The sequence below is a fragment of the Xanthomonas hortorum genome, assembly GCF_024339125.1.
GTDB classification, from domain to species: Bacteria; Pseudomonadota; Gammaproteobacteria; order Xanthomonadales; family Xanthomonadaceae; genus Xanthomonas; species Xanthomonas hortorum.
Window position 1 is genome coordinate 1,702,598 of the sequence record NZ_CP101417.1, and the last position, 26,453, is coordinate 1,729,050.

The 26,453-nt window shown below is 64.8% G+C and carries 24 protein-coding genes; 12 read left to right on the plus strand and 12 right to left on the minus strand.

Translation table 11 applies throughout. From position 1 onward, the window contains the following. Nucleotides 1-406 precede the first annotated feature (406 nt). From NMB96_RS07105 to NMB96_RS07135, 7 genes are all read right to left on the minus strand, one after another. Nucleotides 407-1,264, minus strand: a complete 858-nt coding sequence (locus NMB96_RS07105; protein WP_255086569.1) for a fumarylacetoacetate hydrolase family protein — start codon at nucleotides 1,262-1,264, stop codon at nucleotides 407-409. Between the two features lie 168 nt (nucleotides 1,265-1,432). After that, entirely contained in the window at nucleotides 1,433-2,203 is a 771-nt protein-coding gene (locus NMB96_RS07110; protein ID WP_023905665.1) for an SDR family oxidoreductase, read from the minus strand. Continuing rightward, entirely contained in the window at nucleotides 2,200-3,072 is an 873-nt protein-coding gene (locus NMB96_RS07115; RefSeq protein WP_023905664.1) for an amidohydrolase family protein, read from the minus strand. The genes NMB96_RS07110 and NMB96_RS07115 overlap by 4 nt, the downstream gene beginning before the upstream one ends. Beyond that, nucleotides 3,069-4,118 (minus strand): aldo/keto reductase, encoded by a 1,050-nt coding sequence (locus NMB96_RS07120; RefSeq protein ID WP_043889550.1) that lies wholly within the window; start codon nucleotides 4,116-4,118, stop codon nucleotides 3,069-3,071. Before NMB96_RS07120 ends, NMB96_RS07115 begins: the two co-directional genes overlap by 4 nt. A 317-nt stretch (nucleotides 4,119-4,435) precedes the next feature. Beyond that, entirely contained in the window at nucleotides 4,436-4,639 is a 204-nt protein-coding gene (locus NMB96_RS07125) for a hypothetical protein (RefSeq protein ID WP_023905662.1), read from the minus strand. A gap of 3 nt (nucleotides 4,640-4,642) precedes the next feature. Beyond that, nucleotides 4,643-5,206 (minus strand): peroxiredoxin family protein, encoded by a 564-nt coding sequence (locus NMB96_RS07130; RefSeq protein ID WP_181110728.1) that lies wholly within the window; start codon nucleotides 5,204-5,206, stop codon nucleotides 4,643-4,645. 279 nt (nucleotides 5,207-5,485) lie between these two features. Then, nucleotides 5,486-6,406: a DUF4424 domain-containing protein gene (locus NMB96_RS07135; RefSeq protein ID WP_255086570.1), complete on the minus strand. Its 921-nt coding sequence runs from the start codon at nucleotides 6,404-6,406 to the stop codon at nucleotides 5,486-5,488. A 437-nt stretch (nucleotides 6,407-6,843) separates the two neighbouring features. On the opposite strand from NMB96_RS07135, the gene NMB96_RS07140 reads away from it, so the two are divergent. Then, on the plus strand, nucleotides 6,844-7,176 hold the full coding sequence (locus NMB96_RS07140; RefSeq protein WP_225970143.1) for a hypothetical protein: 333 nt from the start codon (nucleotides 6,844-6,846) through the stop codon (nucleotides 7,174-7,176). A gap of 62 nt (nucleotides 7,177-7,238) precedes the next feature. Here the strand turns inward: NMB96_RS07140 and NMB96_RS07145 are convergent, their stop codons facing one another. Both NMB96_RS07145 and acs read right to left on the minus strand, forming a co-directional pair. Next, nucleotides 7,239-7,907 (minus strand): response regulator transcription factor, encoded by a 669-nt coding sequence (locus NMB96_RS07145; RefSeq protein ID WP_006451671.1) that lies wholly within the window; start codon nucleotides 7,905-7,907, stop codon nucleotides 7,239-7,241. 164 nt (nucleotides 7,908-8,071) lie between these two features. After that, nucleotides 8,072-10,015, minus strand: a complete 1,944-nt coding sequence (acs, locus tag NMB96_RS07150) for an acetate--CoA ligase (RefSeq protein WP_255086571.1) — start codon at nucleotides 10,013-10,015, stop codon at nucleotides 8,072-8,074. Between the two features lie 295 nt (nucleotides 10,016-10,310). Here acs and NMB96_RS07155 point away from each other — a divergent pair, with 295 nt between their 5' ends. From NMB96_RS07155 to NMB96_RS07180, 6 genes are all read left to right on the plus strand, one after another. Beyond that, a complete protein-coding gene (locus NMB96_RS07155) occupies nucleotides 10,311-11,693 on the plus strand; it encodes a DcaP family trimeric outer membrane transporter (protein WP_255086572.1) in 1,383 nt (460 codons plus the stop codon). 69 nt (nucleotides 11,694-11,762) lie between these two features. Beyond that, on the plus strand, nucleotides 11,763-12,080 hold the full coding sequence (locus tag NMB96_RS07160; RefSeq protein ID WP_006451668.1) for a DUF485 domain-containing protein: 318 nt from the start codon (nucleotides 11,763-11,765) through the stop codon (nucleotides 12,078-12,080). Then, nucleotides 12,077-13,804: a cation acetate symporter gene (locus NMB96_RS07165; protein ID WP_255086573.1), complete on the plus strand. Its 1,728-nt coding sequence runs from the start codon at nucleotides 12,077-12,079 to the stop codon at nucleotides 13,802-13,804. Before NMB96_RS07160 ends, NMB96_RS07165 begins: the two co-directional genes overlap by 4 nt. Before the next feature lie 446 nt (nucleotides 13,805-14,250). Then, nucleotides 14,251-15,360 carry a glycerophosphodiester phosphodiesterase family protein gene (locus tag NMB96_RS07170; RefSeq protein ID WP_425520910.1) on the plus strand — a complete coding sequence of 370 codons (1,110 nt, stop codon included), beginning with the start codon at nucleotides 14,251-14,253 and terminating at the stop codon, nucleotides 15,358-15,360. Between the two features lie 85 nt (nucleotides 15,361-15,445). Further along, nucleotides 15,446-16,318 carry a peptidylprolyl isomerase gene (locus tag NMB96_RS07175; protein ID WP_255086574.1) on the plus strand — a complete coding sequence of 291 codons (873 nt, stop codon included), beginning with the start codon at nucleotides 15,446-15,448 and terminating at the stop codon, nucleotides 16,316-16,318. Between the two features lie 209 nt (nucleotides 16,319-16,527). Then, entirely contained in the window at nucleotides 16,528-17,109 is a 582-nt protein-coding gene (locus NMB96_RS07180; protein ID WP_192824374.1) for a hypothetical protein, read from the plus strand. 84 nt (nucleotides 17,110-17,193) lie between these two features. On the opposite strand, the gene NMB96_RS07185 is transcribed toward NMB96_RS07180, so the two are convergent. After that, nucleotides 17,194-18,339: an ROK family transcriptional regulator gene (locus NMB96_RS07185; protein WP_023905650.1), complete on the minus strand. Its 1,146-nt coding sequence runs from the start codon at nucleotides 18,337-18,339 to the stop codon at nucleotides 17,194-17,196. 157 nt (nucleotides 18,340-18,496) lie between these two features. Between NMB96_RS07185 and NMB96_RS07190 the strand changes: the two genes are divergently transcribed. Genes NMB96_RS07190 through NMB96_RS07205 form a run of 4 tightly spaced genes read left to right on the plus strand, consistent with a single transcriptional unit; the run spans nucleotide 18,497 to nucleotide 23,639 of the window. Beyond that, on the plus strand, nucleotides 18,497-21,127 hold the full coding sequence (locus NMB96_RS07190; RefSeq protein WP_255086575.1) for a TonB-dependent receptor: 2,631 nt from the start codon (nucleotides 18,497-18,499) through the stop codon (nucleotides 21,125-21,127). Then, the gene (locus NMB96_RS07195; RefSeq protein ID WP_255086576.1) at nucleotides 21,117-22,373 is read left to right on the plus strand and encodes a phosphodiester glycosidase family protein; all 1,257 of its coding nucleotides are present in this window, start codon (nucleotides 21,117-21,119) and stop codon (nucleotides 22,371-22,373) included. The genes NMB96_RS07190 and NMB96_RS07195 overlap by 11 nt, the downstream gene beginning before the upstream one ends. Nucleotides 22,374-22,425: 52 nt before the next feature. After that, nucleotides 22,426-23,205 carry an exodeoxyribonuclease III gene (xth, locus tag NMB96_RS07200; protein WP_255086577.1) on the plus strand — a complete coding sequence of 260 codons (780 nt, stop codon included), beginning with the start codon at nucleotides 22,426-22,428 and terminating at the stop codon, nucleotides 23,203-23,205. Next, nucleotides 23,202-23,639, plus strand: coding sequence for a GFA family protein (locus NMB96_RS07205; protein ID WP_255086578.1), 438 nt, complete (start codon nucleotides 23,202-23,204; stop codon nucleotides 23,637-23,639). Before xth ends, NMB96_RS07205 begins: the two co-directional genes overlap by 4 nt. A gap of 69 nt (nucleotides 23,640-23,708) precedes the next feature. On the opposite strand, the gene NMB96_RS07210 is transcribed toward NMB96_RS07205, so the two are convergent. Continuing rightward, nucleotides 23,709-23,960 (minus strand): GlsB/YeaQ/YmgE family stress response membrane protein, encoded by a 252-nt coding sequence (locus NMB96_RS07210; RefSeq protein WP_043889923.1) that lies wholly within the window; start codon nucleotides 23,958-23,960, stop codon nucleotides 23,709-23,711. A gap of 144 nt (nucleotides 23,961-24,104) precedes the next feature. Between NMB96_RS07210 and NMB96_RS07215 the strand changes: the two genes are divergently transcribed. After that, complete coding sequence (locus NMB96_RS07215) at nucleotides 24,105-24,701, plus strand: 4'-phosphopantetheinyl transferase family protein (protein ID WP_255086579.1); 597 nt, start codon at nucleotides 24,105-24,107, stop codon at nucleotides 24,699-24,701. A gap of 132 nt (nucleotides 24,702-24,833) precedes the next feature. Here the strand turns inward: NMB96_RS07215 and NMB96_RS07220 are convergent, their stop codons facing one another. Then, complete coding sequence (locus NMB96_RS07220) at nucleotides 24,834-26,411, minus strand: alkaline phosphatase D family protein (RefSeq protein ID WP_255086580.1); 1,578 nt, start codon at nucleotides 26,409-26,411, stop codon at nucleotides 24,834-24,836. Nucleotides 26,412-26,453: the final 42 nt, after the last annotated feature.

The window sequence follows — 26,453 nt, forward strand, 5'->3', positions numbered from 1 at the left end:
GCCCCTCTCCCCTCGGGAGAGGGGTTGGGGTGAGGGTACGGACGCAAAGCGCCGGAGATATTGAAGCGCTGCAATGACTCATGCGCTTGCAACGCAAATCAGTAAATCAACTTCCTGACTCACTGCGCGTCGGTATCGACGCGCTGCGACGCTTGGAAGTTCAACGCCCTCGCACGCCGCTTAAGAAAATTTGCGCATGACACATCAACACACGTGCCGACATGTCACGCCTAACGACAAAGGCACATCGCGACGAACTGCTTGGATACGTCGCTACGTACCCTCACCCCAACCCCTCTCCCGAGGGGAGAGGGGCTTTAGGTTGCGTCGTGCGGAGGCATTACCACGTACGTTGAGCGCAACTTGGCACGCAATGCGACCAAAATCCTGAAAAGTGAGAGGGGCTTTAGGCCGCATCACGCGGATGCGCCACCACCGGCTGGCGCTGACGACCCAGGCCTTCGATCTCCAGCTCCATCAGGTCGCCCGGCTTCAGATACACCGGTGGTTTCTGGCCCAGCCCCACGCCCGGCGGGGTGCCGGTGCTGATCACATCGCCCGGCATCAGCGTCATGTAGCGGCTGATGTGGCTGACCAGTTCGGCCACGCCGAACACCATCGTGCGGGTGCTGCCGTTCTGGTAGCGGTGGCCGTTGACCTCCAGCCACATCGACAGGTTCTGCGGGTCGGCGATTTCATCGCGGGTGACCAGCCACGGGCCGATCGGGCCGAAGGTATCGGCGCTCTTGCCCTTGACCCACTGGCCGCCGTGTTCGAGCTGGAATTCGCGCTCGGACAGATCGTTGATCACCGCGTAGCCGGCGACGTGATTCAGCGCTTCGTCCACCGAGACATCGCGCGCCACATCGCCGATCACCACGCCCAGCTCCACTTCCCAGTCGCTCTTGACCGAGCCGCGCGGGATGATCACGGTGTCGTTGGGTCCGCTCACCGCGGTGGTGGCCTTCATGAACAGGATCGGCATCTTGGGCACGTCCATGCCCGATTCGGCAGCATGGTCGGCGTAATTCAAACCGATGCAGATGAACTTGCCGATTTGCCCGACTGCAGCGCCGTAGCGCACGTCGCCTTCGACCAGCGGCAGCGTGGACACATCCAGCGCGCGCAGTTTGTCCAGGCCGGCATTGCTGATGTGCTCGCCGGCTACATCATCGATCACACCGCTCAAATCGCGGATGCGGCCTTCGTTATCGATCAAGCCGGGACGTTCCTGGCCGGGGGCGCCAACGCGTACGAGTTTCATGCAGTCTTCCTTTGCAGGTGAGGAATGGAGCGGCTAGCAAACCTAGCGCGCGTGCATCGGGTGGGTAAGGACGGCGTGCTCAAATCAAAGCGGACGAGCGATACAGATCGCATCTGGCACTGGCCGCGCCCACATTGCGGTGGGTGGCACCGTGATGCGTTGTCGCGCTCAGTTGGACCAACCGCCATCGATGATGTGGGTCTGGCCGGTGGTGAACGACGATTCGTCCGAAGCCAGATACACCAACAGCTGCGCGATCTCGCGCGGGTCGCCCAGGCGGCCCATCGGCTGGCGGTCGGTGAAGCTCTTCCACACCGCCTGTTCGTCGCCGCCCAGCGCTTGCACGCGCTGGCCCAGCGACGGCGTCTTGATGGTGCCCGGGCAGATCGCGTTGCAACGCACGCCCTGCGCCACATAATCGGCGGCAATCGCCTTGCTCAGGCCGATCACGGCGGCCTTGGTCACGCCGTAGACGAAGCGGTTCGGCACGCCCTTGATGCTGGAGGCGACCGAGGACATGTTGATGATGCTGCCGCGGCCGCGTTCGAGCATGCCCGGCAGTACCGCCTTGCAGGTGTAGTACATCGCATCGACGTTGATCGAAAACGAGCGGCGCCAGGCCGGCTCGTCGCAATCGAGAATGCTGCCCTGGTGCACGAAGCCGGCGCAGTTGAACAACACATCGAACGGGCCGTGGGCCGCGACCAATGCGGCGATTGCCGAGGCATCGGTGACATCCAGCAGCTGGGTGGTGATGGCCTCCGATTCGGCCGCCAGCGCCTGCAAGGCCGCGGCATCGATATCGGTGGCGATCACCTGCGCACCGGCGCGCGCGCAGGCCAGCGCGCTTTCGCGGCCGATGCCGGCGCCGGCGGCGGTGATCAGGCAGCGCTTGCCATGCAGGCGGTCGTTGGGAGTTGTAGAGATCGAGACAGTCATACCGAAGAGATTCCGTGGGTGGGGGCCGCCGGCCGTGGCAGACGATAGAACGTGCGTGCGTTGTCGCCGAACACCGCTGCGGCGTGGCCGTCGGCGTGTTTAGTGACCAGGTGCTGTGCGATGTCGAACCACTGCGTGTAATCGGCGCGTTGGGTCAGCACCGGCCAGTCGCTGCCCCATAGCAGGCGTTGCGCGCCGAAGCGTGCGAACAGATGGCCGACATACGGCTCCAGCGCCTCCACGCCGGCGCCGCGCGCCGCTTCGGTGAGCAGCCCGGAGAGCTTGCAGTGCACAGTGGGATGCTGCGCCAACGCGGCCATGCCGGCCGCCCAGGCAACGAATTCGCCCGCAGCGATCTGCGGCTTGCCGCCGTGATCGACGACCACGCGCAGGTCCGGATGGCGCTTCAGGCGCGTCTGCAATGCCGGCACATGCACGCTGCGGATCAGCGCGTCGAAGGCCAGATCGTGCGCGATCAGTGCGTCGAAGGCGGCATCCAGTTCGGGCTGGGCCAGCCATTGCACGTCGGCGATGTCCTGCACCATCGGGCGCAGGCCCTTGAGCACACCGCCGCCGTCGCGCACCAGCGCCTCGATGCGTGCGGCGGCATCGGGCGCTGCGAAATCGACCCAGCCCACCACGCCGGCAATGCGCGCATCGGCGCGCGCCAGCTCGAACAGGTAACGGGTTTCGGCCTCGGTCGCGGCGGCCTGTACCACCACCACGCTCTCAATATCGGCAGCGTCCAGCGCCTGGCCGATATCGGCTGGGCCGAAGTCGCGATACAGCGGCGCCAGTTCGGGCGTGAGCCAGTGGTAATCGCCACGGGCCAGCTGCCAGAAATGCAGGTGCGCGTCGACGCGGCTCATGGCGTGGGCATGTCCGCAGCGAGCAGGCCGTCATCGCGCAGACGTTGCCACAGCGCTGGCGGAATCGGTGCATGCAGGCGTGCGGCGGCCGATTGCACCTCGGCCACGGTGCGCATGCCGGCCACCACGGTGGTGACTGCCGGATGCGCCAGCGGGAACTGCAGCGCCACCGCACCGGTATCCACATCGAACGCCGCGCAGGCCCCGTATAGACGTTGCGCGTGCTGCAAGGTGGCGGTGTCGACCGGGGCGTAGTTGTAGGTCGCACCGGGGCCGCGCGCGTCGCTGAGCAGGCCCGAGCTGTATGGGCCTGCCGACAGGATCGCCACGTTGCGTTGCTGCGCCTGGTCGAGCAGCGCGCGCGCGCCATGCTGTTCCAGCAGCGTGTAGCGGCCGGCCAGCATCACGCAGTCGAGCGGGAAGCGTGGCAACACCTCCAGTGCCACCTCCTGCTCGTTGACGCCCAGCCCGATCGCCCCGCAAGCACCGGCCGCCTTCAGCGCCGCCATCGCCGGCAAGGCCTCCTCCAAGGCCTGGCGCAGCACGTTGGCGTGGTTGTCGCCGTGGGTCAGCGCACCGATGTCGTGCAGCAGCAGCACGTCGATGTAATCGGTGCCCAGGCGCTCCAGGCTGGAGGCGAACGCGCGCCGCACGCCGTCGCCGCTGTAGTCGAACGCGGCACGGCAGCCGGCCACCGCAAAGCCGTCGCGGCCGGCAGCGGCCTGCGCATCGTCGTAGAGGCAGCGCCCGACCTTGGTCGACAGCGTGTAGGCAGCGCGCGGCACACCGGCCAGGCCGCGGCCCAGCCGCGTCTCGCTTAGCCCATAGCCGTAATAAGGCGCGCTGTCGAAATGGCGGATACCTGCCTCGAACGCGCCCGCCACTGCAGCCAGTGCCTCGCCCTCGTCGACTTCGGTGTACAGATTGCCGATCGGCGCGGCGCCAAAGCCCAGCGCCGAGAGCTGCACGTCGGTGCTGCCTAACCGCTTCCGCACAACGCTCACGCGAAACGCTCCGCAGGGTTTGCGATGGTCAGGCAAGCGCATACGGAATCTGGAAAGCAGCAGCTGGGCATCGCAACGTCCACCAGCCGGCCGGTGCCGGGCTGTTCGCATATGAATATCGCAATCATAAGTGAACAGATCACGCTGCAGTGCAGCATAACGGCGGGCGTTGGTTCAGCGCGTCGGTCCTACCCCAAGGCCCAAGTTGGCCTGGCACAACCGCGGTTTGCAGCACGCAGTGATGCTGGCAAGCAAACGGCGGGGCCCGGGGGGCCCCGCCGTGAACCTAGTGGCTAATAAACGTAGCGAGCACCTGCCGCGACCGCCTGGCCGCTACTCAGTGGTCTTGATCGCCGCTCTTAACCGCAGCAGTAGCAGACGTTGCCTTGTCCCAAATCGCCGCCAAACTCCGGACACTCCGCCTTGCAGGCCCATGCACTACACGATTCGGTTTTCGGCTGTGCGTTATCGACTGCCATCACCTGGAACGCACCGAAACCGGTGCTGGCCAGAAACGTCGCCGCCATCAACGCACTCCGCAAAGTTACCCAACGCTTCTTCATGCATTACTCCTTCACCGTTGCAAAAGCCGCTGGCGCGTCCGTGCGGCGCAATGCGGCAACCAGGTCCTGCACCCGCTCCGTGGTATCGAAGACGCCCAGATGGGAATGGCGCACGCGCCCCTGCCCATCGATGGCCATCAGTAGCGGCACGTTGCGCGCACGAAACAACATCAGCGCGCGACGATCGGTCAACGTGACCACCGGAAAATCGAAGCCATGCACATGCGCATAGCGCGCGGCCTGCGCCGCATCGCACTGGCACACGCCGAGCAACTGCGGCCGGCCCGGCAAATTGGCCTGTAATTGCCGCGCCGTACGCAGCACAGTGGGTGCCGAACGCTGGCAGTACGGACACGTGGTAGTAAAAAAGAACAGCACCTGCGCCTGGCCCTGCGGCGCGCCAAGCAGATGACGTTGGCCCTGCGTATCGGTCACTTCGATGCGCGGCACGTACATGCCGTCATACGGTGTGCTGATGCGGGTCTGCAGGAACTGCTGTTGCGCACGCAGCTGTTTGTTCTGCCATGCCAATGCTGCAATCAGTGCACACGCTAGCAGCAAGCCGATCCAGAGCCAGGGAACACGTCGTGTCATGCCATCTCCGCAAAGCGTCCTGGGAGTCCGAGACTTGCCCGGGCATCAGCTGATGGTCAATGGTGATATCGACAACTGAGATGGCGCGCGGTACACGGGTGTGGATGCGATCACGCCAGGGCGCTTGGGCTTGCTAGAAATGCGGCTGAGTGTGTGCAGCGTTTGCGCAGCGTGGGTATAGAGTGTCGATCGTTATTGCGCTCTGCGGATGGATGTATGCGTTGTCGATGTGCGAGTCGGCACGCACGTGCGTCACTCGGGACGACGCACGAACAGCAGGTTGAGATCGCGCATCGGCACGAAGTTGGTTTGCTTGAACTGGAAGGTCAGCGGGTCGATCTTTTTCAGCGCGCCGTCGAAGCACAGGCTGAGCATGTCGCTCGCCGCCTGCTTGCGGATGGTCAGCTGAAAATCCTTGATCGGGCCGTTCCAGTTCTTGCCGGTGGTCAGCACATAGCGCAAGTTGGCCCAGCCCAGGCCGTGCTCACCTTCACGGCGTTGCATGCTGGTCCTGGTCGCGGGATCAATACAGGTGTCTTTCGCATACGACTCCAGCAGGAACGCGCTGCTCTGCGGCACGCCGGTGGACACGCTGGGCGCGTATGCATGCCGGATCTGCACGCTGCGCCGCGCGGGAAACAGTTGCTGCCAGACGAAATACTCGCTGAGCGTGAAGCGTGGTTGCTGGTCGGGATCGATCCAGCGCGCCGGCAAGAGCTTGCGTCCTTTTGGCACGGTGCCCGATTCGGTGAAGGTTGCAACATCGTCCGCACTCCAGCCGCTCGCCGCGAACGCCTTGGAGATGTCGCTGCCATCGTCCAGCAGTACGACGAGTTTGCGCGTGGTGGCGATCGGTTTGCCGTCCACCCACAGTTTGAAATCGGTCAGCTCGCTGTGGTCGGCCATGCCGAAGTACATCGGCGGCATCGGGAAGGCGATCGGCACAGTCAACGCACGCTCGCTGTTGTTGGTGAACACATAGTCCACCTGCACGCGCTCCTCGCTGAGCAGCAAGGCTTCCTTGTCCATGCTGATATCGGGCTGATGCAACAGGCGGATGGTGCCGTTGTCGTCGCCGAAGCTGCTGTCGTTGGCCTGTGCACTGCCGCAGCCGAGCACAGCCAGCACGAGTGCCAGCACAAGCGGGCTGCGCGATAAAGAAAACGTGTGCATGGATCCCCTGGAGACCGGCACGCACCGACGCGCCGCGGGCGTACAGCATGCCATGCGCCTGAAAGTGCTGGCAGAGTGAGCGTATGCGCAGCATCAGGTGCTGGCGTCTACCAGGGCGAGGCCTGGCACCGGACCAGTCGCGGTGTGCCGCACGCATCGCACGCTGCGATGCGTGCGCACTGCGTGGCAAACGCAATGCAGTGCACGCATCGGCCGGAACGGGCGCCGAGGTCATAAGGTAGATTGCTCCTCCCCATGCCGAACCCGCAAGCGCAATGCCTCCCCATATTTTCCTGCTGGCTGCGGCTGCATGCCTGTTGCTGTCATGTCCAACCGCGTTCGCTGCTGCGCCGGGTCACCCTGAAGGTGCAGGCCTCGTCCCTAGTTGCACAGGCGATGCCTACAGCTGCCCGCCCTGGATGCCGTCGCAGCGTGAGATGCACACGGTCATCGCCGATTATTTCTGCGATGCCGCAGACCGCGGCCTGATCAGGCCAAAAGTGAGCCGCGTCGTGCGTGCGGAGACCTCGCAGGTGACCTGCGCTGCACTTGGTCAGCAACCGGGGTCCAATTTCGTGTGCGGAGGCGAGATGCAGTTCATCGGCCCGGACGGCCGTGTCGATTTCATCACCTTCAGCCCGACCATGCATCGCCAGGACGATGGGCGCTACGCCCTCTACGAAGGCAGCGACGAACACGACAACGAGGTGTGGCACGTGCCCGCGCCGCAACGCACGTCAAAGGTCTGCACCGGCCGATCTTTGCGCTGATTGCGGTGTGAGGATGCACCGAAACGTGGTGACTGATGGCCGCAGCAGTGTGTCGGCCGCGCTCAGTCTTCCTCGGGCGGCGGCAGCACGATGCCGTCGGCATCGATGGCAAGCTTGCCGGCCATCAGCACCGCCTGGGTGCGGTTGGTGACGCCGAGCTTGCGCAGGATCGCGGTGACATGCGCTTTGATGGTGGCTTCGGACACGCCAAAGTCGTAGGCGATCTGCTTGTTGAGGCGCCCGGCGCCGAGCATCTGCAGCACGCGGAATTGTTGCGGGGTGAGATCGCGCAGGCGCTGGCCCACTTCACGTTCTTCGCTGCAGGTGGGCGGCAGGTTCTGCGCCTCGGCCGGGATCCAGCGCTCGCCATCGAGCACCGTGGCCAACGCGCGCCCGATGGTGTCCGAGTCGGCGGATTTGGGAATGAAACCGAACGCGCCATGGTCGATCGCACGACGCATCACGGTGGGCTCCTCGCGTGCGGACACCACCACCACCGGCAACTGCGGATGCAGCGAACGCATATGCACCAACGCACTGAACCCCTGCGCGCCCGGCATGTTGAGATCCATCAACAACAGATCGGCATCCGGTTGCGCATCGGCCAGGGTGTACAACGCATCCACCGTGTCGGCCTCGAACAACAGCACCCCCGGCATCACACGTTGCACCGCCCCGCGCAAGGCCTCACGGAACAGGGGATGGTCGTCGGCGATCAGCAGGGTGGTCATTGAGGGGGCCGTGAATCGGGAGTGGGGAATCGCAAAGGCAACAGCGAAGAGCAGCAAGGCAAGCAACGACAACAGCGGTGTGGTGACTTTGAAGATGAGAATTGGCAGCGATAGGGAATCGCTCTGCCGATTCCCCATTCCCAACTCCCCATTCCCAACGCGCGTCAGCGCGTCAGCCGTTCGCTCACCAACGAATCCACCACCGATGGATCGGCCAGGGTCGAGGTGTCGCCGAGTTGGTCGGGTGCGTTCTCGGCGATCTTGCGCAGGATGCGGCGCATGATCTTGCCCGAGCGGGTCTTCGGCAGGCCCGGTGCCCATTGCAGGTGATCCGGCGAGGCGATCGGGCCGATCTCCTTGCGCACCCAAGTGATCAACTCCTTGTGCAGTTCTTCGCTCGGGGTCTCGCCCGCGATCAAGGTGACATAGGCATAGATGCCCTGGCCCTTGACGTCGTGCGGGAAGCCGACCACGGCCGCCTCGGCGACCTTGGGGTGCGAGACCAGTGCGCTTTCCACTTCGGCGGTGCCGATGCGGTGGCCGGACACGTTGATCACATCGTCCACGCGGCCGGTGATCCAGTAATAGCCATCGGCATCGCGGCGGCAGCCGTCGCCGGTGAAGTAGCTGCCCGGATAGGTGCGGAAGTAGGTGTCGATGAAACGCTGATGATCGCCATAGACCGAGCGCATCTGGCCCGGCCACGAATCCAGCAGCACCAGATTGCCTTCGGTGGCGCCTTCCAGAATCTTGCCTTCGGCATCGACCAGGGCCGGCTGCACGCCAAAGAACGGCAGGGTCGCCGAGCCCGGCTTGAGATCGACCACGCCGGCCAGCGGCGAGATCAGGATGCCGCCGGTTTCGGTCTGCCACCAGGTGTCCACGATCGGGCAACGGCTGTCGCCGACCACTTCGTAGTACCAGCGCCAGGCTTCCGGGTTGATCGGCTCGCCGACGCTGCCGAGCAGACGCAGGCTCTTGCGCGAGGTCTTCTTGACCGGCTCCTCGCCATCGCGCATCAGTGCGCGGATCGCGGTGGGCGCGGTGTAGAAGATGCTGACCTTGTGCTTGTCGATCACATCCCAGAAGCGCGAGACGTTCGGGTAATTCGGCACGCCTTCGAACATCACCGCAGTCGCGCCGTTGGCGAGCGGGCCGTAGACGATGTAGCTGTGGCCGGTGACCCAGCCCACATCGGCGGTACACCAGTAGATGTCGTCCTCGCGCAGGTCGAACACCACTTCGTGCGTGTAGCTGGCAAACAGCAGATAGCCGGCGGTGGTGTGCAGCACGCCCTTGGGCTTGCCGGTGGAACCGGAGGTGTAGAGGATGAACAACGGATCTTCCGCGTTCATGCGCTCGGGTTCGCATTCGGCCGGCTGGCCATCGACCACATCATGGAACCAGCGATCGCGCGGCGCCTGCATCTCGACCGCACCACCGGTGTGACGCACCACCAGCACCGTTTCCACGGTGTTGGTGCCGGGCAGTTTCAGTGCCGCATCGACATTGGCCTTGAGCGGAATCTTCTTGCCGCCGCGCAGGCCTTCATCGGCGGTGATGATCAGCTTGCTCTGGCAATCGATCACACGGTCGGCGATCGAGTTGGCGGCAAACCCGCCGAACACCACCGAGTGCACCGCACCGATGCGTGCGCAGGCGAGCATGGCCACGGCCGCATCGGGAATCATCGGCATGTAGATGGTGACGCGGTCGCCCTTGTTGACGCCGAGATTGCGCAGCGCATTGCCGAGCTTGCACACGCGCTCGTACAACTGGCGGTAGGTGACCGGATAGGATTCGGCGTCCGGGCTGTCGGGTTCGAACAACAGCGCGGTCTTGTCGCCGCGCGTGGCCAGCTGGCGATCCAGGCAGTTGACGCTGGCATTGAGCTCGCCATCGCCGAACCAGCGAATATGGAAGTCGTCCAGCGCGTAGCTGACGTCCTTTACCTGGGTGGGTTGCTTGAACCACTCCAGCCGCTGCGCGGCCTTGCCCCAGAACTGCTCGGGGTGTTCGATCGATTCGCGGTACAGCGTTGCGTACTGCTCGCGCGTAATGCGCGCATCAGCGGCGAACGCGGGATCGACGGGATAAACATCAGCCATGGCACCCTCACTTGCGATGAACTTGTCGGAAGAGAGCGCGACAGCCGCCCTCGGTAGACAATCAGTGTGCCGTATCCATTCTGTCCCGGCGTTCAACCGGGCCTTAGACCTTGGTCTTAACCGCCAGAGCGCGTTATCCCAAATCCGTTCCCGGTTCTAGTGCGACGATCGGTCACCTTGTGGAATGCTGCGTTGCAGCTACGACCAAAGGCGAATAGGCTCGCAAGTGCGGACTGCCTCACGCTCCGCACAGCATCGCCATCAAGCGCGAGGCCTTCATTGGGGAGAGGGGTCTATGAAACACCGTACTGCACCATTGGTGCGCCATCCGTTGGCGGCTGCGTTGTTTGTGGCGAGCATTTTGCCGGGCGTTGCCTTCGCGCAAACGGCCAAGGAAAAGGCATTGGAAACGCGCATTGCCGAGCTCGAGCGTCAGGTACAACTGCTGGTCTCTGCACAGCAGCAACAGCAGGGCCAGATTGCCCAGACGCAGACGCAGGTGACCGAGGTACGCACCTTGCAGGCGCAGACGCCGGCCGCACCTGTAGTGCCTGCCGGCAAGAAGCCGATCCAGTTGAGCAGCATCACGCCGAACGCGTTGCCGGGGACAACGTTTCGTTTTGGCGGTTTCATCAAGGCCGACTTCATGACCACCCGCACCAGCGACGGCGCATTGCCCGAAGGCGCAGTGGGGCGGTACCTGTACATCCCGACGCAGACCCCGGTCGGCGGCCAGGCCTCCAGCACCGACACCGACTTTCATGCCAAGTTCTCGCGCTTCAATCTGGGCGTGGACACCGTCACCGATAATGGCGACAAGCTCACCGGCTTCATCGAACTGGATTTCTTCGGCAACGCGCTGGCCAACCAGGTCAACAATCTGTACGGCGGCACCTTGCGGCACGCCTACATGAGCTGGAACAACTGGCTGGCCGGCCAGACATGGTCCAATTTCATCGATGCCACGATCCTGCCCGAGGCCGCCGACATCGTCGGGCCGACCGACGGTGCGCTGTTCAGCCGTCAGACCCAGATTCGCTATACCCGCGGTGCCTTCAGTGTGTCGGCAGAAAATCCCGAGACGCTGACCACGCCCTACCAGGGTGGCAACACCATCCTGGCCTCGGACCATGGCGCGATGCCGGACCTGACCGCGCGCTACAACTGGAAGGGCACCTGGGGCACGTTCGGGCTGTCGGCGATCGCGCGCCAGTACCGCACGCGCAGCGCGCTGACCAACGACACCGACTTCGGCGGCGCCATCGCCGGCGGTGGCCGCTGGATCATCAACTCCAACAACGACCTGCGCTATCAGCTCAGCTACGGCGAAGGCCTGGGGCGCTATCTGGGTCTGGGCAACGGCTCGGACGTGGAAATCGATATGGACGGCAACATCCAGACCGTCAGCACCGTGGCTGGTTGGGTGGCGTGGCGCCACGACTACAACGCCAAGCTGCGCAGCACCATCATGTATTCGCGCGTGGATTACGACCACGACATCGCCAATACCGGCGGGCTGGCGAGCAAGTCGCAGCAGAGCATCCGCGCCAACGTCTTCTATTCGCCGCTGCCCAAGGTCGATGTGGGTGCAGAGCTGATGTACGGCCGCCGCGAAGCTGAAAACGGCGATTCCGGCGACATCTCGCGCCTGCAGTTCACCACCAAGTACAGCTTCTAAGATTCACCCCGCCGGTGGCCCGCCACGCATGTGGGCGGGCCGTGCCGCCCGCACTCCAGGAGACAGACCATGACCGTCTCGAATGAAGCACTGATCGCCAAGATCGATGCCAATCCGAAGTACCACGCGCTCAAACGCCAACGCAACACGCTGGGCTGGACGCTGACCGTGCTGATGTTGCTCGCCTATTACGGCTACATCGGCCTGATCGCCTTCGACAAGGAATTCCTCGCCAAACCGATCGGCGCCGGGGTGACCTCGATCGGCATTCCGATCGCGATCGGAGTGATGGTGTTCACCATCATCATCACCGCCATCTACGTGCGTCGTGCCAACAACACCTACGACCAGCTGACCGCGCAGATCCTGGAGGAAGCCCGCAAATGAGCAAGACTTCGCGCCTTCTCCTGATTCTGGCCGGCCTGCTGCCGGCAGGCCTCGCACTGGCCGCCGGCGGCGACATGGGCCAGGTCGACAAGCAACCCACCAACTGGGTGGCGATCGGCATGTTCGGCTTCTTTGTGCTGGGCACCTTGTGGATCACCAAATGGGCGGCGGCCAAGACCAAATCGGCCTCTGACTTCTACACCGCCGGCGGTGGCATCACCGGCTTCCAGAACGGCCTGGCGATCGCGGGCGACTTCATGTCGGCGGCCTCGTTCCTGGGCATTACCGCGGCGGTGATGGCCAACGGCTACGACGGCCTGATCTACGCGATCGGCTTTCTGGTCGGCTGGCCGATCCTGACCTTCCTGATGGCCGAACGGCTGCGCAACCTCGGCAAGTACACCTTTGCCGACGTGGCCGGCTATCGCTTCGCACCGACCGCGATCCGCAGCTTTGCCGCATCGGGCACGCTGGTGGTGGTGTTGTTCTATCTGATCGCACAGATGGTCGGCGCCGGTGCGTTGATCAAGTTGCTGTTCGGCCTGGACTACTGGGTGGCGGTGACGCTGGTCGGCGTGCTGATGATGGTCTACGTGCTGTTCGGCGGCATGACCGCAACGACCTGGGTGCAGATCATCAAGGCGGTGTTGCTGCTGACCGGCGTGACCTTCATGGCCGTGGCGATCATGTGGCACTTCAACTTCAGCTTCGAGGCGCTGTTTGCCGAGGGCGTGCGGGTCAAGACCGCGATTGCGGCCAACGGTGGTGCATCGCCGGAGGACGCAGCCAAAGCAGGCCTGTCGATCATGGGGCCGGGCGGCTTCGTCAAGGACCCGATCTCGGCGATCTCGTTCGGTATGGCGCTGATGTTCGGCACCGCCGGCCTGCCGCACATCCTGATGCGCTTCTTCACCGTTCCCGATGCCAAGCAGGCGCGCAAGTCGGTGCTGTGGGCGACCACCTGGATCGGCTACTTCTACATCCTGATCTTCATCATCGGCTTCGGTGCGATCGCGCTGGTGCTGACCAACCCGCAGTTTGCCGATGTTGCCACCGGCACCATCCACGGCGGCAAGGGCGCGGCCAACATGGCGGCGGTGCTGGTCGGCAATGCCGTGGGCGGCAATGTGTTCATGGGCTTCATCTCGGCGGTGGCCTTCGCCACCATCCTGGCGGTGGTCGCAGGTTTGACCCTGTCCGGCGCCTCGGCGGTGTCGCACGACCTGTACGCCACGGTGATCAAGAAGGGCAATCCGGCGCCGGGTTCGGAGCTGAAGGTCTCGCGCGTCACCACCCTGGTGCTGGGCGTGATCGCGGTGCTGCTGGGCATCGTGTTCGAGAAGCAGAACGTGGCCTTCATGGTGTCGCTGGCGTTCGCCATCGCCGCTTCGGCCAACTTCCCGGTGCTGATCCTGTCCTTGTTGTGGAAGAACTGCACCACCCGCGGCGCGGTGGTCGGCGGCTTCCTGGGCCTGATCTCCTCGCTGGTGCTGACGGTGCTGTCGCCGTCGGTGTGGGTGGATACGCTGGGCAATGCAACTGGCTCGGCGCCGTTCCCGTACACCTCGCCGGCGCTGTTCTCGATGACGATTGGCTTTGTCGGCATCTGGCTGTTCTCGATCCTGGATCGCAGCCCGCAGGCGACCAACGAACGTTCCGCGTTCAAGGCGCAGCAGATCCGTGCTGAAACCGGTTTGGGTGCCACTGGTCCGTCGGGTCACTGACGTATCGGCCCATCGCTGGATGTATCGCAGAACGCCGGCCTTGTGCCGGCGTTTTGCGTTTTGGGTGACGCGCGCCGCGAGGTCCCACCAGCGCTGTTGCCTGGGCATGCGGGTTTATATCAGTCAGTGGATCCGACAGGTGCCGACCACGTTGGTGGCTTCTCGCCTCACGCATCGTGATGCGCGCCTGCCAGTTCAAGCATCGCTTCGCATCGCCGCGCCTCACTGCGCATGCGCGACAGATCGCCATGCCGCAGAAATAATTAATTCATGGTAAGTGACTAAATTGGCGAACAAGCCGAACGCTGATCACGCACGGCTTGGCCTCACTCCCGGTATCGACCGGCTGGCGAGTGCGCTGCAAGCGAGTTCGCCGATTGCGTCGACCCGTCGGCTCTCGTCCATCCCTTGCCCTTCATGCACCTACGAACCGGGACACAGAGACCATGCCTACCACCCTCGCTCCACATCCCTTGGCCCGTGCCTGCCGCCTGCTCGGCGCGCTGGCCGTGCTGGCCGCCATGCCGCAACTTGCTGCTGCATCGTGCGGCAATACCGCCAACAAGATGGCGGAGATCCTCAACGACAAGTTCACCGCCGATACCCTGGTGCTGGCCCACCGCGGCCTGTGGGGCAAATACTCGGGCGATCCATCGATTCCGGAAAACTCCAGCCGCGCCGTGCTCAATGCCGACGTGCAGTGCATGGATGGCGTGGAGCTGGACGTCAAGGTGACCCAGGACGGCATGCCGGTGCTGAGCCACGACTTCAATCTTGGGCGCACCACCGACGTGTACACCGTCGTAGGGGGCGGCAAGTACAACCCGAGCACCAACCTGGGCGCCAATCCGCTCGTCAGCAGCCTGTCGTTGGCCAACATCAAGCGACTGCACCTGCTCACGCCGAACCGTGGCACCGTCACCGGGTGGGAGATGTACAGCCTGGACGAGCTGTTTGCGTATTGGAAGCGCAACAACATGCAGCTGCCGCTGATCTTCGACGTTAAGACCGCCGATGGCGTGCGCGCGGTACACACCGCTGCCTTGAAGGCATTTCCCAATCATCCCGAGCAGGTCGTGGCGATGAAGGTCAACGCCACGTTGTTCCCGCACCCGGCCGCGTTTGCCGGTAACGCGAAGTATGTGCATGCCATTCCGGTCTACACCACCAACATGCTGGCGAAGATCGATGTGCCGGCCAGTCGTGTCGAATGGCAACGCTATGCCCACACGCTGGAAATCAACGTCAAGCAGGATGATGGCCTGTTGCAAGGCCAGAAGAACGCAGCGCGTGCCGAGGGCAAGCGTATCGCCATCTTCCAGGCCATTCCCGATGGCCCGGGTGCCGGCGAGTTCATCAGCAACAACGGTTCGTGTTGCTACCGATTGTCGCAACTGTATTCCTCGTATCAGGGGAAATCCGATACCGCAGACCATCGCGGCGATATCGGCTTCCTGATGTCGCAGCGGTTCGGGCTGATTACCACCGACGATCCGAAGTCGACCATGCGTACGCTGAAGATCAACGGGCGGCGCATTTCGCATTACGCACCGTAACGCCTTGACGGCATCCGGTGCGGCCGAGGTTGTCGCACCGGATGACCGGAAATAGTCAATCGCCGCTGTTTCTGAGGGAGATCTCATGTCCAAGTTGTTCAACGTTGCTGTTGGTCCTGCACGCGCGACACGCTACGTGTTGCTGCTGCTCGGTGCCTACATGACCACGCAGGCCGCCATTGCATCGCCGACAGACGCAGATGGGAGGGAAGAGGCTGTGCCAGCAGAACATGCACGCCGCGAAAATGCGGACAGCGCCGCTGCTTCCATCGAACGCGCGATCCTGGCCGAACGCGCAAGGAGCCAAGGCCTTGCCGATGATCCGCAAACGGCTGCCCTGCTGCGCGAGGCTGCCGACACTGTGCTCGCGCAGGCCGAGCGCGATCACCTGCTGCAGAGCGTGACGGTGTCGCAGGCCGATATCGCAAAGCGCTTTGCCGAGCGGCCGGGCGACTTCGACGAATTCCGACTCAGCCATGTCTTCATCGCTGAACAACCCGAGTCGGCGCCGCGGCGCAGTCATCCGTTGAGCCAGGCGCAGGCCCTGGAGCGTGCGCAGATGCTGCGCCGTCGCATCGAGCGTGGAGGCGATTTCGCCCGACTGGCCGCCGAGGAATCCGACGATGGCGCCACTGCCGCCGACGGGGGCCAGCTGTCGTCGATGTTCGGCCTTTACCTGGACACGCCGTTCGAGGTGCCGGTGCGTGCGCTGGCGGTGGGCGACGTGTCTGGCCCCGTGCGCGGCCCTGGCGGATATCACCTGATCCGTCTGGAGGAAAAGCACACCGCCACGCTCGACACTGTGGGCGGGATGATCGAAGCGCAGCTGCGCGAAGAAATGCGCGATCGCGCCATCGCCCAGCTGGTGCAGGAACGCTCTGCGCAAGCGGCGGGTCTGGCGTCCTCTGACCAGAGCCAGCGCAGCGCCGATGCTGATGCGCAGCGGATCCGGCAGTGAGAGGGAACGGCGCGCTGTCCCGATGGCTGATCCTCGTGCCGCACGCGCTCGCCTTGTCAGCCTGTGGCACTGGATCGCCGCAGGCCTTTCAGACCGAAGCGAAGACGCAAGCCGGTGGTGCAGAGACGACGCACAGCACTGCCGCTGCCGCGTCGGGCGAGCGTGCCGCGGTGTCTTATGCGCGCGCGCAGACCTATAGCCGCTGCGCCATGCTTGCCGAGGCGGCGCGGTCCGCGACGTCCGTTGGCGATGCGGACCTGGCGGAGCCTGGTGCGCGCGCCGTGGTGTCGCAAAGCACGCGCGACCATGCTGCCCAGCTGGCGGCTTGCCGGCACATTGGCGAAGGCGAGTACGCGCAGGTGGAACAACTGCTGCGTCAGGCCGCCGCCGGCGGCAATACCGACGCGCAGCTCGAATTGCTGGGTCGACGCGCACGCCTGCTGTTGGAGCGCCAACCCGCCGTCGCCGCAGACGGCAGGCCGCAACCGCTCTCCCCTTCCGATCGCGCCGACGCCGAGCAAGTGCTGGCCGACCTTGAGGCGATGGCGATGCAGGGCAACCGGGCGGCGATGCCGGTGCTGGATCAGTTCGTGTCCTCGCCGCTGCTGGCGACCGCCGAGCCGCTGTACGGCGACGCCTGGCGACTGGTGTCCCAGCAGCCGTTCGGACATCCGTTGCCGGCTGCAGCGCCGTTGCGCGGTGAGGAGATGTTTGAGGAGATGGATGTCGCCACAGAGCAGCAGGTGGTGATGCTTGCACGGGAGCTGCATGCAAGCTGCTGCGCTCGCTGACGCGCCGGGCAGGCTGCCGTCACGCCAGCGGCAAGGCGACTGACGCACGGCGTGCACGGCAGGCGACGTCGCTGCCGGCGGGCACTAACGGAAGTAGCGCGCCTTCAACGGCAGCGTCGCCGCGCCGATCGCACAGGCATCGGCCGGTGCTTCGGCCGGCAGCAGCAGCGGCATCGGGCGGCCCTGGCCGCGGCGGGGCTGGTTGTCGATCTGCACGGCGGCGATCAGCCGCTGCGCCAGATCCGCGGGTAGGCGGCCGCCAAACACGATGGCTTCCGGGTCGCACACCGCGGTGATCGCCGAGACGATCAGCGACACGCCCGGCGCGCTGCGCGCGATCCAGCGCTCGATCGCCGGCCATGCCGGGTCGTAGGCGGCCAGCAGGCTGCGCACGTCGGCAAACACCACGCCGTCGTCGGCCAGCAGTTCGCGCAGCAACTCCAGCGTGGCGCGTTCGAGTTTCTGCGCCGGCAACATGCCGGCGAATTCACCGGCATTGCCACGCGCGCCGCGCATGACCTGGCCGTCGATGACCAGGCCGCCGCCGAACCCGTAGCTGAGATAGAGATAGGCGAAGTCGCGGTGGCGACGGCCCACGCCCAGCATCGCTTCGCCGGCCGCTGCCACGCTACCGTCGTTATCCATCCACACCGGCTGCGCAAAGGCATCGGCCAGCCACGGACACAGCGCGACCTGGCCCAACGCGCGCAGCGGCTCGGGCGGATTGATGAAGCTGTCCACGCCGGTGAAGAACCCGCTCATCGCCACGCCGATGCCCAGCCGTGGGCCTGCATGGTCCACGCTCGCCAGCACGGCGGCATCGGCGGCCTGCAGCTGGGTCAGCACGCCGTACAAGGTGGTGTCGGTCAGCGCGACCTCGGTGACGGCCAGCACCGTCCCGGAAAAATCCATCAGTGCCAGGGTCAGCGCATCGGTGGCGATGGAGATACCCAAGGTGTGGCCATGCCCTGGGTTCAACGACACCGCCACGCCCGGTTTGCCGCGCCCAGCGCGGGCCACGCCGCTGCCCATGTGCACCATGCCGCGCGCCTGCAGGCCTTCGATCAGGCGCACCGCGGTCTGCACGGTCAGCCCGGTGCCGCGGCTGAGGTCGGCGCGGGTGAGCACGCCGGCCAGGCGCAAGCGCTCCAGCATGTCGCGCTCGTTGAGGCTCAGGCCTGGGAAGGGCGGCGAGTGCAGCGGCAAGGCAGAAGTGGCAATGGACGACATGGCGAGCGGTGTCACGGGGGAAGCTAGCTTAACCGCTGTGGCTGAAATAATTAATTCACAGTAAGTTATTAAATTGGCGAGCTCTGCCATCGTCGGTCATCCCATGTCACGTTTCCGCACCCGTCCGTGTCCCCGTTTTTGCCTGTTGGCGCTTTGTGTGGGCGCCAGCCTGAGTGCTTACGCCGCCGAGACCGTTCCTGCCGCGCCCGCGGGCGACACTGCCAGCGACACCGCCCCGGTGCAGCTGGATGCGGTGCAGGTTTCCGGCCAGCACCTGTCGATCCGCCAGGCGATCGGCGCCAAGCGCGAGGCGGCGGTGGTCTCCGACGGCGTGGCCGCCGACGATATCGGCTCGATCCCGGACTTCGGCCTGGGCGAGGCGCTGCAGCGCGTGCCGGGCGTGTCGATGGTGGTCAACAACGGCCGCGGCGAAGCGCAATTCATGAGCCTGCGCGGCTTCAACCCCGACTACAACAATGTGTTGATCGATGGCGTGGCGCTGCCCTCCACCGAGACCAGCCGGCGCGTGCAATCGCTGGATGTGATTCCCGCCTCGCTGGCGCAGCAGGTGGACATCTACAAGACCTTCAACGCGGACATGGACAGCAATGCCATCGGCGGCATCGCCGCGCTGCGCACGCGCAGTGCCTTCGATCACGACGGCCGCTTCGCCACCGTGCGCGCCAACGTAGCCGATTGGGAAAACCGCCGGCATCTGCAGGGCAGCACGCCCTCCGGCCAGGTGCAGGGTAGTTTCAGCGACACCTTCGGGCCGGACAACCGCTTCGGCGTGGTGCTCTCGGCCGATTACTTTCGCCGCGATTCGTCCTCGTTGAATACTGCCATCGACAGCTACAGCTATTACGCCAACGGTCTACGCCAAAACCTCACCCCCGGCCTGGACCCGGACGGGCTGGCGATCGCGCCGGATCGTTTCCGTCCGCTCAGTTACGACAACGTGCGCCAGCGCCGCAGCGTGTTCGGCAAGCTCGAATACGACGACGGCGAAGACGTGAAACTTGCCTTCAGCGCCGGCGCTTTCGAGCACAGCAACGACGAGCAACGGCGCTCGCAATGGATCAACCGTGTCGGCAACGCAACCATCAGCGACACCAACACTGGCCGCTATGCGCAAGGCAGCGCACAGGTGGATGCCAACCGTTTCGATCAGACCCGCACATTGCGTTACGCGCAGCTCGGCGGCAGCTTCCGGCTCAACCCGGAAGGCCATGTGGATGTACTGCTCAACCGCGCCACCGGCAAATACCAGCAGGACACCCGCGAGGACGTGTTCAGCGCAGCCGCTTCCTCGCGCCTGGGCTTCGGGTATGCGCTCAGCGACGATACGCGCCCAAGTATCGTCTTGAACGACCCGGGCTATTACGGCAATGCAGTCAACTACACGCAGCAGTATTTTTTGACCCGCGTGGAAAAAAGCAGCACCGACACGACAACGTTCAAAGTGGACTACAGCCAGAACGCCGATGCCGACGCGCGCGGTTGGGGCGTTCGTACCGGCCTGCAGTACCGCGATCTGCAGCAGCGCTACAACCTGGATGAAGTGCGCCGCAATCCATCCGGCCGCGTGACTCTGGCAACGACTGGCACCGCCGATGCTCGCATCTGCCCATACGCCGATTTCAGCTGCCTGTTGCTGATCGACCCGGCCAAGGTCGCCACCTTCGCCGCTGCTTCGCCAGGCGCCTATGTGCTGGCCAACACCAATGCGCGCAACAGCGCGATCAGTGATTTCCGCATCGACGAGCGCAATGGCGCCGCCTATCTCATGGGCACCTGGCATGGCGAGCGCACGCTGGCGACGTTCGGCCTGCGCAACGAATACCTGCAGCGCGAGGTGCTCAGCGTGGTGCCGCAGCCGCTAAGCAGCACCACAAACTACGTGCAGCAATCGGCAGACAGCGATCGTCGCTTCCTGCTGCCCTCGGCGAACCTCGCCTGGGACATCACCCCGGCGTTGAAACTGCGCATGGCCGGCAGCCGCACCATTGGCTTGCCCACCTATGCCGACATCGGCCAGAACAGCAGCCCGGTGGTGGATGTCACCGGCTTGACCATCAATCGCAGCATCGCCAATCCGCTGTTGCGTCCGCGTCGCGCGGACAATCTGGATGTGTCGCTGGAATGGTATCCGGACAGCGATTCGCAGCTGTCGGTGGCGCTGTTCCACAAGCGTATCGGCGATGAAATCGTGCGCCTGACCAGCACCGACACCCAGCGCGATCCCGGCGGGTTGGTCGGCACCTATCAGGTCACCACCACCCAGGCGATCAATACCGGCGATGCGCAGGTGCAGGGCATCGAATTCACCGCCATCGATACGCGCTTCGACTTCCTGCCCGGTGCGTGGTCGAACCTGGGCGCGATGTTCAACGCAACCCTGCTCGACCCGCGCACGGCCGATGTGCAGATGGCCGACGGCCGCTGCCGCGCCTTGCCCGGCCTGATGGAATCGCCCAAGCGCAGCGCCAACGCCTCGCTGCTGTACGACATCGGCCCGTTCAGTGCGCGCGTCAGTGCCAACTACACCGGCCAACAGCTGCTGTCCGCCGCCACCGACAACCGCGTCAACGACCGCTATTACGCTGCGATCACCAGTTACGACGCGCAGCTGGCCTGGAGTTTCAGCAAGCAACTGCGCCTGACCGTGCAGGGCCGCAATCTCAGCAATGCGCGGCTGACGCGGGTGATCGGCGCCGACCAACAATTGATGCGCGAGCAGCTCGACAACGGCCGTGCGTATTACCTTGGAGTGGACTATGCGTTCTGATCGATACGGCGCATCGGCGCTGTTGATGGCATTGCTGGCAACGCTGGCCGGCAGCGCCAGTGCTGACGATGCCGCAATGCCGCCGGCAGGCGCGCAGTTTGTGGCCATGGAGACCATCGTCAGCGGCGACTGCTGGGGACAATGGCCGGACGATGTGCTCGCGGCGGTGAGCCGCTGCAAACCGGCCGAGCGCAATCGCATCGCCTTGCAGGTGCCCGACGATGCCGATGGCCCGGCACGCGTCGGCATCGATGGCAAGGCATGCGGCGGCGCGCGCTGCGCCGGTCTGGTGCAGGTGTTGCAACTCGCGCCCACACAACGGCTGCTGCTGCGCACGCCGCCGGCACGTATCGACGCGGTGCTGGCTGCGTTGGACCAGGCCCACGCCCGCGATCGCATCAGTATCGAACCGCTGGTGCAGCCGGTGCCCGCACCCGGGGTGCCGATCACGCTGGCGCCGGGTGTGCGCTACTGGCGGCAAGCCGTGAGCGCACCGCAACCGGTGATGCTGCACATCGCCGAAATCGATCTCGCCACCCCCGGGCTGCAGCTGGTCGGCACGCGCGGCGAGCGCGGCGGCGGTGGCGAATTTCTCGCCAATCCCACTACCGCGTTCGTGCGCGATGGTGAGCTGGCGTTGGCGATCAACGCCGATTACTTCCTGCCGTTCGATGGCGGGCACCTGTTCGACAAGGCATTCGTGCCGGCCACGGGGGAGGGCGTTACTGCCGAAGGTCTGTCGATCAATGAAGGCCACCTCGATTCGGCCGCCACCACCACCGATGCACGCGTCAACGCAGCGCTGTGCGTGAGCGCGCGCAATGCGGTGCGCATCGTGCGCGGCAGTTGCCCCTCCGGCACGCGGATGGGTGTCGGTGCCGGCCCGCTGCTGCTGCTCGACGGCAAGCGCCAGCCACGCGAAGCCAGCCGCGCCGAGTATTACGACGGCCCCGAACCACGCAGCGCACTGGGCCTGGATCGCGCACGCAAGACGCTGTGGATGGTGGTCGCCGACGGCCGCCAGCCCGGCTACAGCGCCGGCATGACCCTGGATGCGCTCACCGCGGTGTTGCAGCAGCTCGGCGCCAGCTCCGCCATCAATCTGGATGGCGGCGGCTCCAGCACCCTGGCTGCGCGCGTGGAGGGGCGCGTGCGTACGCTCAACCGCCCCATCCACACCGGCATCCCGGGGCGCGAACGCCCGGTTGCCAACCAGCTCGGGGTGCGCATCGCCCCGCAGCCTTAAGCGACAAGCGAGCGGCGCGGTACCATTGGTGGTTTGAACCACGGTCTGCGCCATGAAGATTGCCTCCTGGAACGTCAACTCGCTCAACGTGCGCCTGCCGCACCTGCAACAGTGGTTGGACACGTTTGCGCCCGACGTGGTCGGCATCCAGGAAACCAAGCTGGAAGACCACAAGTTTCCAGACGCGGCGCTCGCTGCGCTTGGTTATCGCAGCGTGTTCTGCGGGCAGAAAACCTACAACGGCGTGGCGATCCTGTCGCGCTCGCCGGCGCTGGATGTGCAGATGGGCATCCCCGGCTTCGACGACGTGCAGCAGCGCGTCATCGCCGCCACCGTCGATGGCGTGCGCATCGTCAACCTGTATGTGGTCAACGGCCAGGACGTGGACACCGACAAGTACGCCTACAAGCTGCGCTGGCTCGCCGCGGTGCACGACTGGCTGGCGCAGGAATTGCAGAAGTACCCGCAGCTGGTGGTGCTGGGGGACTTCAATATCGCCCCGGATGCGCGCGACGTGCACGACCCGTCGGTGTGGAACGAGCACCACATCCTCACCTCCACCGCCGAGCGTGCGGCGCTGGAAAAACTACTCGCGCTGGGCCTGCACGATGCGTTCCGTCTGCATCACGACGATGCCGAGCAGTTCAGCTGGTGGGATTACCGCCAGGCCGGCTTCCGTCGCAATCTTGGCCTGCGCATCGATCTGACCCTAGTGTCGGATGCGCTACGCGCACGCGCGGTGGAATCGGGTATCGACCGCGAACCGCGCACCTGGGAGCGCCCCAGCGATCACGCACCGGCGTGGGTGCGGCTGGCAGAGGCCAGCGCATGAGCGAGCGCACGCTGCGGCGCAGCACCTACAAGGTGGGCGAGGTCACGCTCGGGCCGGTGCATCGATTGAGTTGCCATTGCGGCGCGGTGCAGATCGATCTGGATCTACCGCATGGCCTGCTCGATCCACGCCGCTGCGATTGCTCGATGTGCCGCCGCCGCGGCGCCATCGTCGCCTCGGTCACGCTCGATGGGTTGCATGTGCTGCAGGGCAAAGACGTGCTGCGGCTGTATCAGTTCAACACGCACGCGGCTGCGCATTATTTCTGCAGTGTGTGCGGCATCTATACGCACCATCGGCGGCGTTCCAATCCCAACGAATACGGCTACAACGTCGGTTGCCTGGAAGGCGTCAATCCCTATGCGTTGAACATCGCCGTGCCGGTGGAAGATGGGATTCACCATCCGTCCGATCGCACGCCGGCAAGCGGTTGATGTCACCGGCGGCTGAAACGACAACGCCCGGGCAAGCCCGGGCGTTGTTTCAATCACACTACGCTTCAATCAGCGCACACGACCACGCGTAAACAGATTGACGATCGCCAGCAGGATCACCGCACCCAGCAGCGACCAGACGAAGGTCCACAACGTGATGGCTTGATTGATGCCGCCACCGAACAGGAAACCTGCGATCAACGCACCGACGATGCCGACCACAATGTTGAGGATGATGCCCTGCTGTGCGTCGCGACGCATGATGATGCTGGCCAGCCAACCCACGATGCCGCCGACGATCAACCAGATGATGATGCCCATGTTGCCGATCTCCTTGTACGCGTGCACCGGAAGTGGTGCATGCACCGGAAGTGGTGCATGGCCGCCATTCAACGCAGCCGGGCGTGAAGTACCTGTCGAGCGCGATACATCGCGCTGCCGAGTGTTCGGTTTGGTGGACGCAGCGTGACAGCGCACGCGAGCTGGCGGCATGGCCCGGTGCAGCTGTGGCTGCGCCCGCATCGGCACGGCGAACGCGGCGAACCGCAGGCGCGGCAGTTGCTGGGCCTGGCACTGGGCATCGACCCTGAAAACGTGCCTTTGCAGCGCGATGCACGCGGGCGTCCATCGCTGCAGCCGGCCTTGCCTAACCGGGATACCGGCTGGAGCCATAGCGGCGAGTACCTGCTGGTCGGCCTGGGCGAAGGCGTGCGGCTGGGCGTGGATCTGGAGCGCATTCGCGCACGCCCACGCCTGCTGGACATCGCGCAACGCTTCTTCCATCCCGACGAAATCGCACTGTTGACTGCGCAGGAGCCGGACGCGCAACACGCGCTGTTCTTCCGCCTGTGGTGCGCCAAGGAAGCGCTACTCAAGGCCTATGGGCATGGCCTGTCGTTCGGTCTGCATCGGCTGGCCTATGCACTGGCCCCGGACGGCTCATTGCACTTGCAGTGGTGCGACCCGGAACTCGGCCGGGCCGCGCACTGGCAACTGCACGAATGGTGGGCCGCCCCGGACTGCCGCGCGGCGCTGGCGTTCTATCCGTTGGCCACCGACTGAAAGCGGCGATTGACCTCGCGGCTGTGTCGCCAGCAGCAGGCATCGGCACAACCTGAGAGATGCTGCAGCGTTTCTGCGACCTCGCATGCCGCACCAGCGCGCTCCGCTGGCAAGCGTGGGCAATGCGTTTGCCTACGTCGCACCATGCCCATGCGGCAAGATTGGTTGGCGGAACTGCGCCACGCCGTCCAGATCGCGCAGCGTCACCGTCAGCACGCCGGTGTGTGCGTCGATCTCCACTTCGCCAAAGAACTGAAATCCGGCCAGCGGCGACATGTTCGGCGCAGGTGGTGCTTTTTGAAAGATCACCGTGGGGCCGAAGGTGGCATCCAGCGCATTCGGCCCGAAACTGCCGGCATTGAGCGGGCCGGCGACGAATTCCCAGAACGGCTCGAACTGCTTAAACGCCGCTTTATCGGGATGGTAGTAATGGGCCGCGCAGTAGTGCACATCGGCGGTCAGCCACACCGTGTTGCGGATGCGCGCTGCGCTGATGAAACGCAGCAGCGCGGCGATTTCCTGTTCGCGGCCACGCGGCACGCCCGGGTCGCCATTGGCGATCGCTTCCCAACGCGCGCGCCCTGCGGCGTCTTGCCCATCGGGCACCTGCAGGCCGATCGGCATGTCGGCGGCAATCACCTTCCATTGCGCGCGTGAGCCGGCCAGTTCGCGCTGCAGCCACGCCAGTTGTTGCGTGCCGAGAAATGCAGCGTCCGCGCCGGGTTGCGGCTGCAGGTTGTCGCTGTTGGCGCCGCGGTAGCTGCGCATGTCCAGCACGAACACATCCAGCAGCGGGCCATAACCGATCTTGCGATAGATGCGCCCGTCGCCATCGGCACGCACGCCGCGCATCGGTGCATATTCCAGAAATGCCTGACGTGCACGGCCGGCCAGCACATCGATATCGCGCACCTGATAGCGCTCGTCCAACTGCTTGCCAGGCGACCAGTTGTTGGTGGTCTCGTGATCGTCCCATTGCCAGACCTGCGCGACCTCGGCATTGAAGCGACGGACGTTTTCATCGAGCAGGTTGTAACGGTAATTGCCGCGAAATTCGTCCAGCGTTTCGGCCACCTTGCTCTTGGCCGTGGTGGTGAGATTGCGCCAGCGCTTGCCCTCTTCGACGATCAGTTCGGCCGGGATCGGGCCGTCGGCATAGATGGTGTCGCCGCTATGCAGGAAAAAGTCCGGATTGCGTTCGCGCATCGCGCTGTAGATGCGCATGCCGCCGATGTCCGGATTGATGCCGAAACCCTGGCCCACGGTGTCGCCGCTCCACACAAAGCGCACATCGCCCCGCGCGTGCGGCGCACTGCGCAGATGACCGTGCACCGGCGCGCTCAACACACCGCTGTCGGCGTCTTCAAAGCGCACCCGGTAGAAGATGTCCTGATCGCGCGGCAATGCACCCAGGTCCACCCGCGCAGTGAAATCGTGTGCCGGCAACGCCACTGGCCCATCCACGCGACGCGCCTGCCGCAGGCTTGGGCGCGTATCCCATTCCACCCGCAGCCGCGCGGGCCGATCGCAGCGACTCCACAGCATCGCGCGGCCGTCCAGCACATCGCCGCTCTGCACCCCATCGGTGATCATCGGCCGCCCGGAGGGCGCGGCCAGACTGCGCGTGGACCAAGCAGCAGTGGCCGGCAACAACAGGCCGGCACCCAAACCTTGCAACACGCGGCGGCGGGCGGGATCGGAGGCGGTCATGGGATGTCCTTGACGAGTTAGGTCCGGCATCCAGATCTAGCG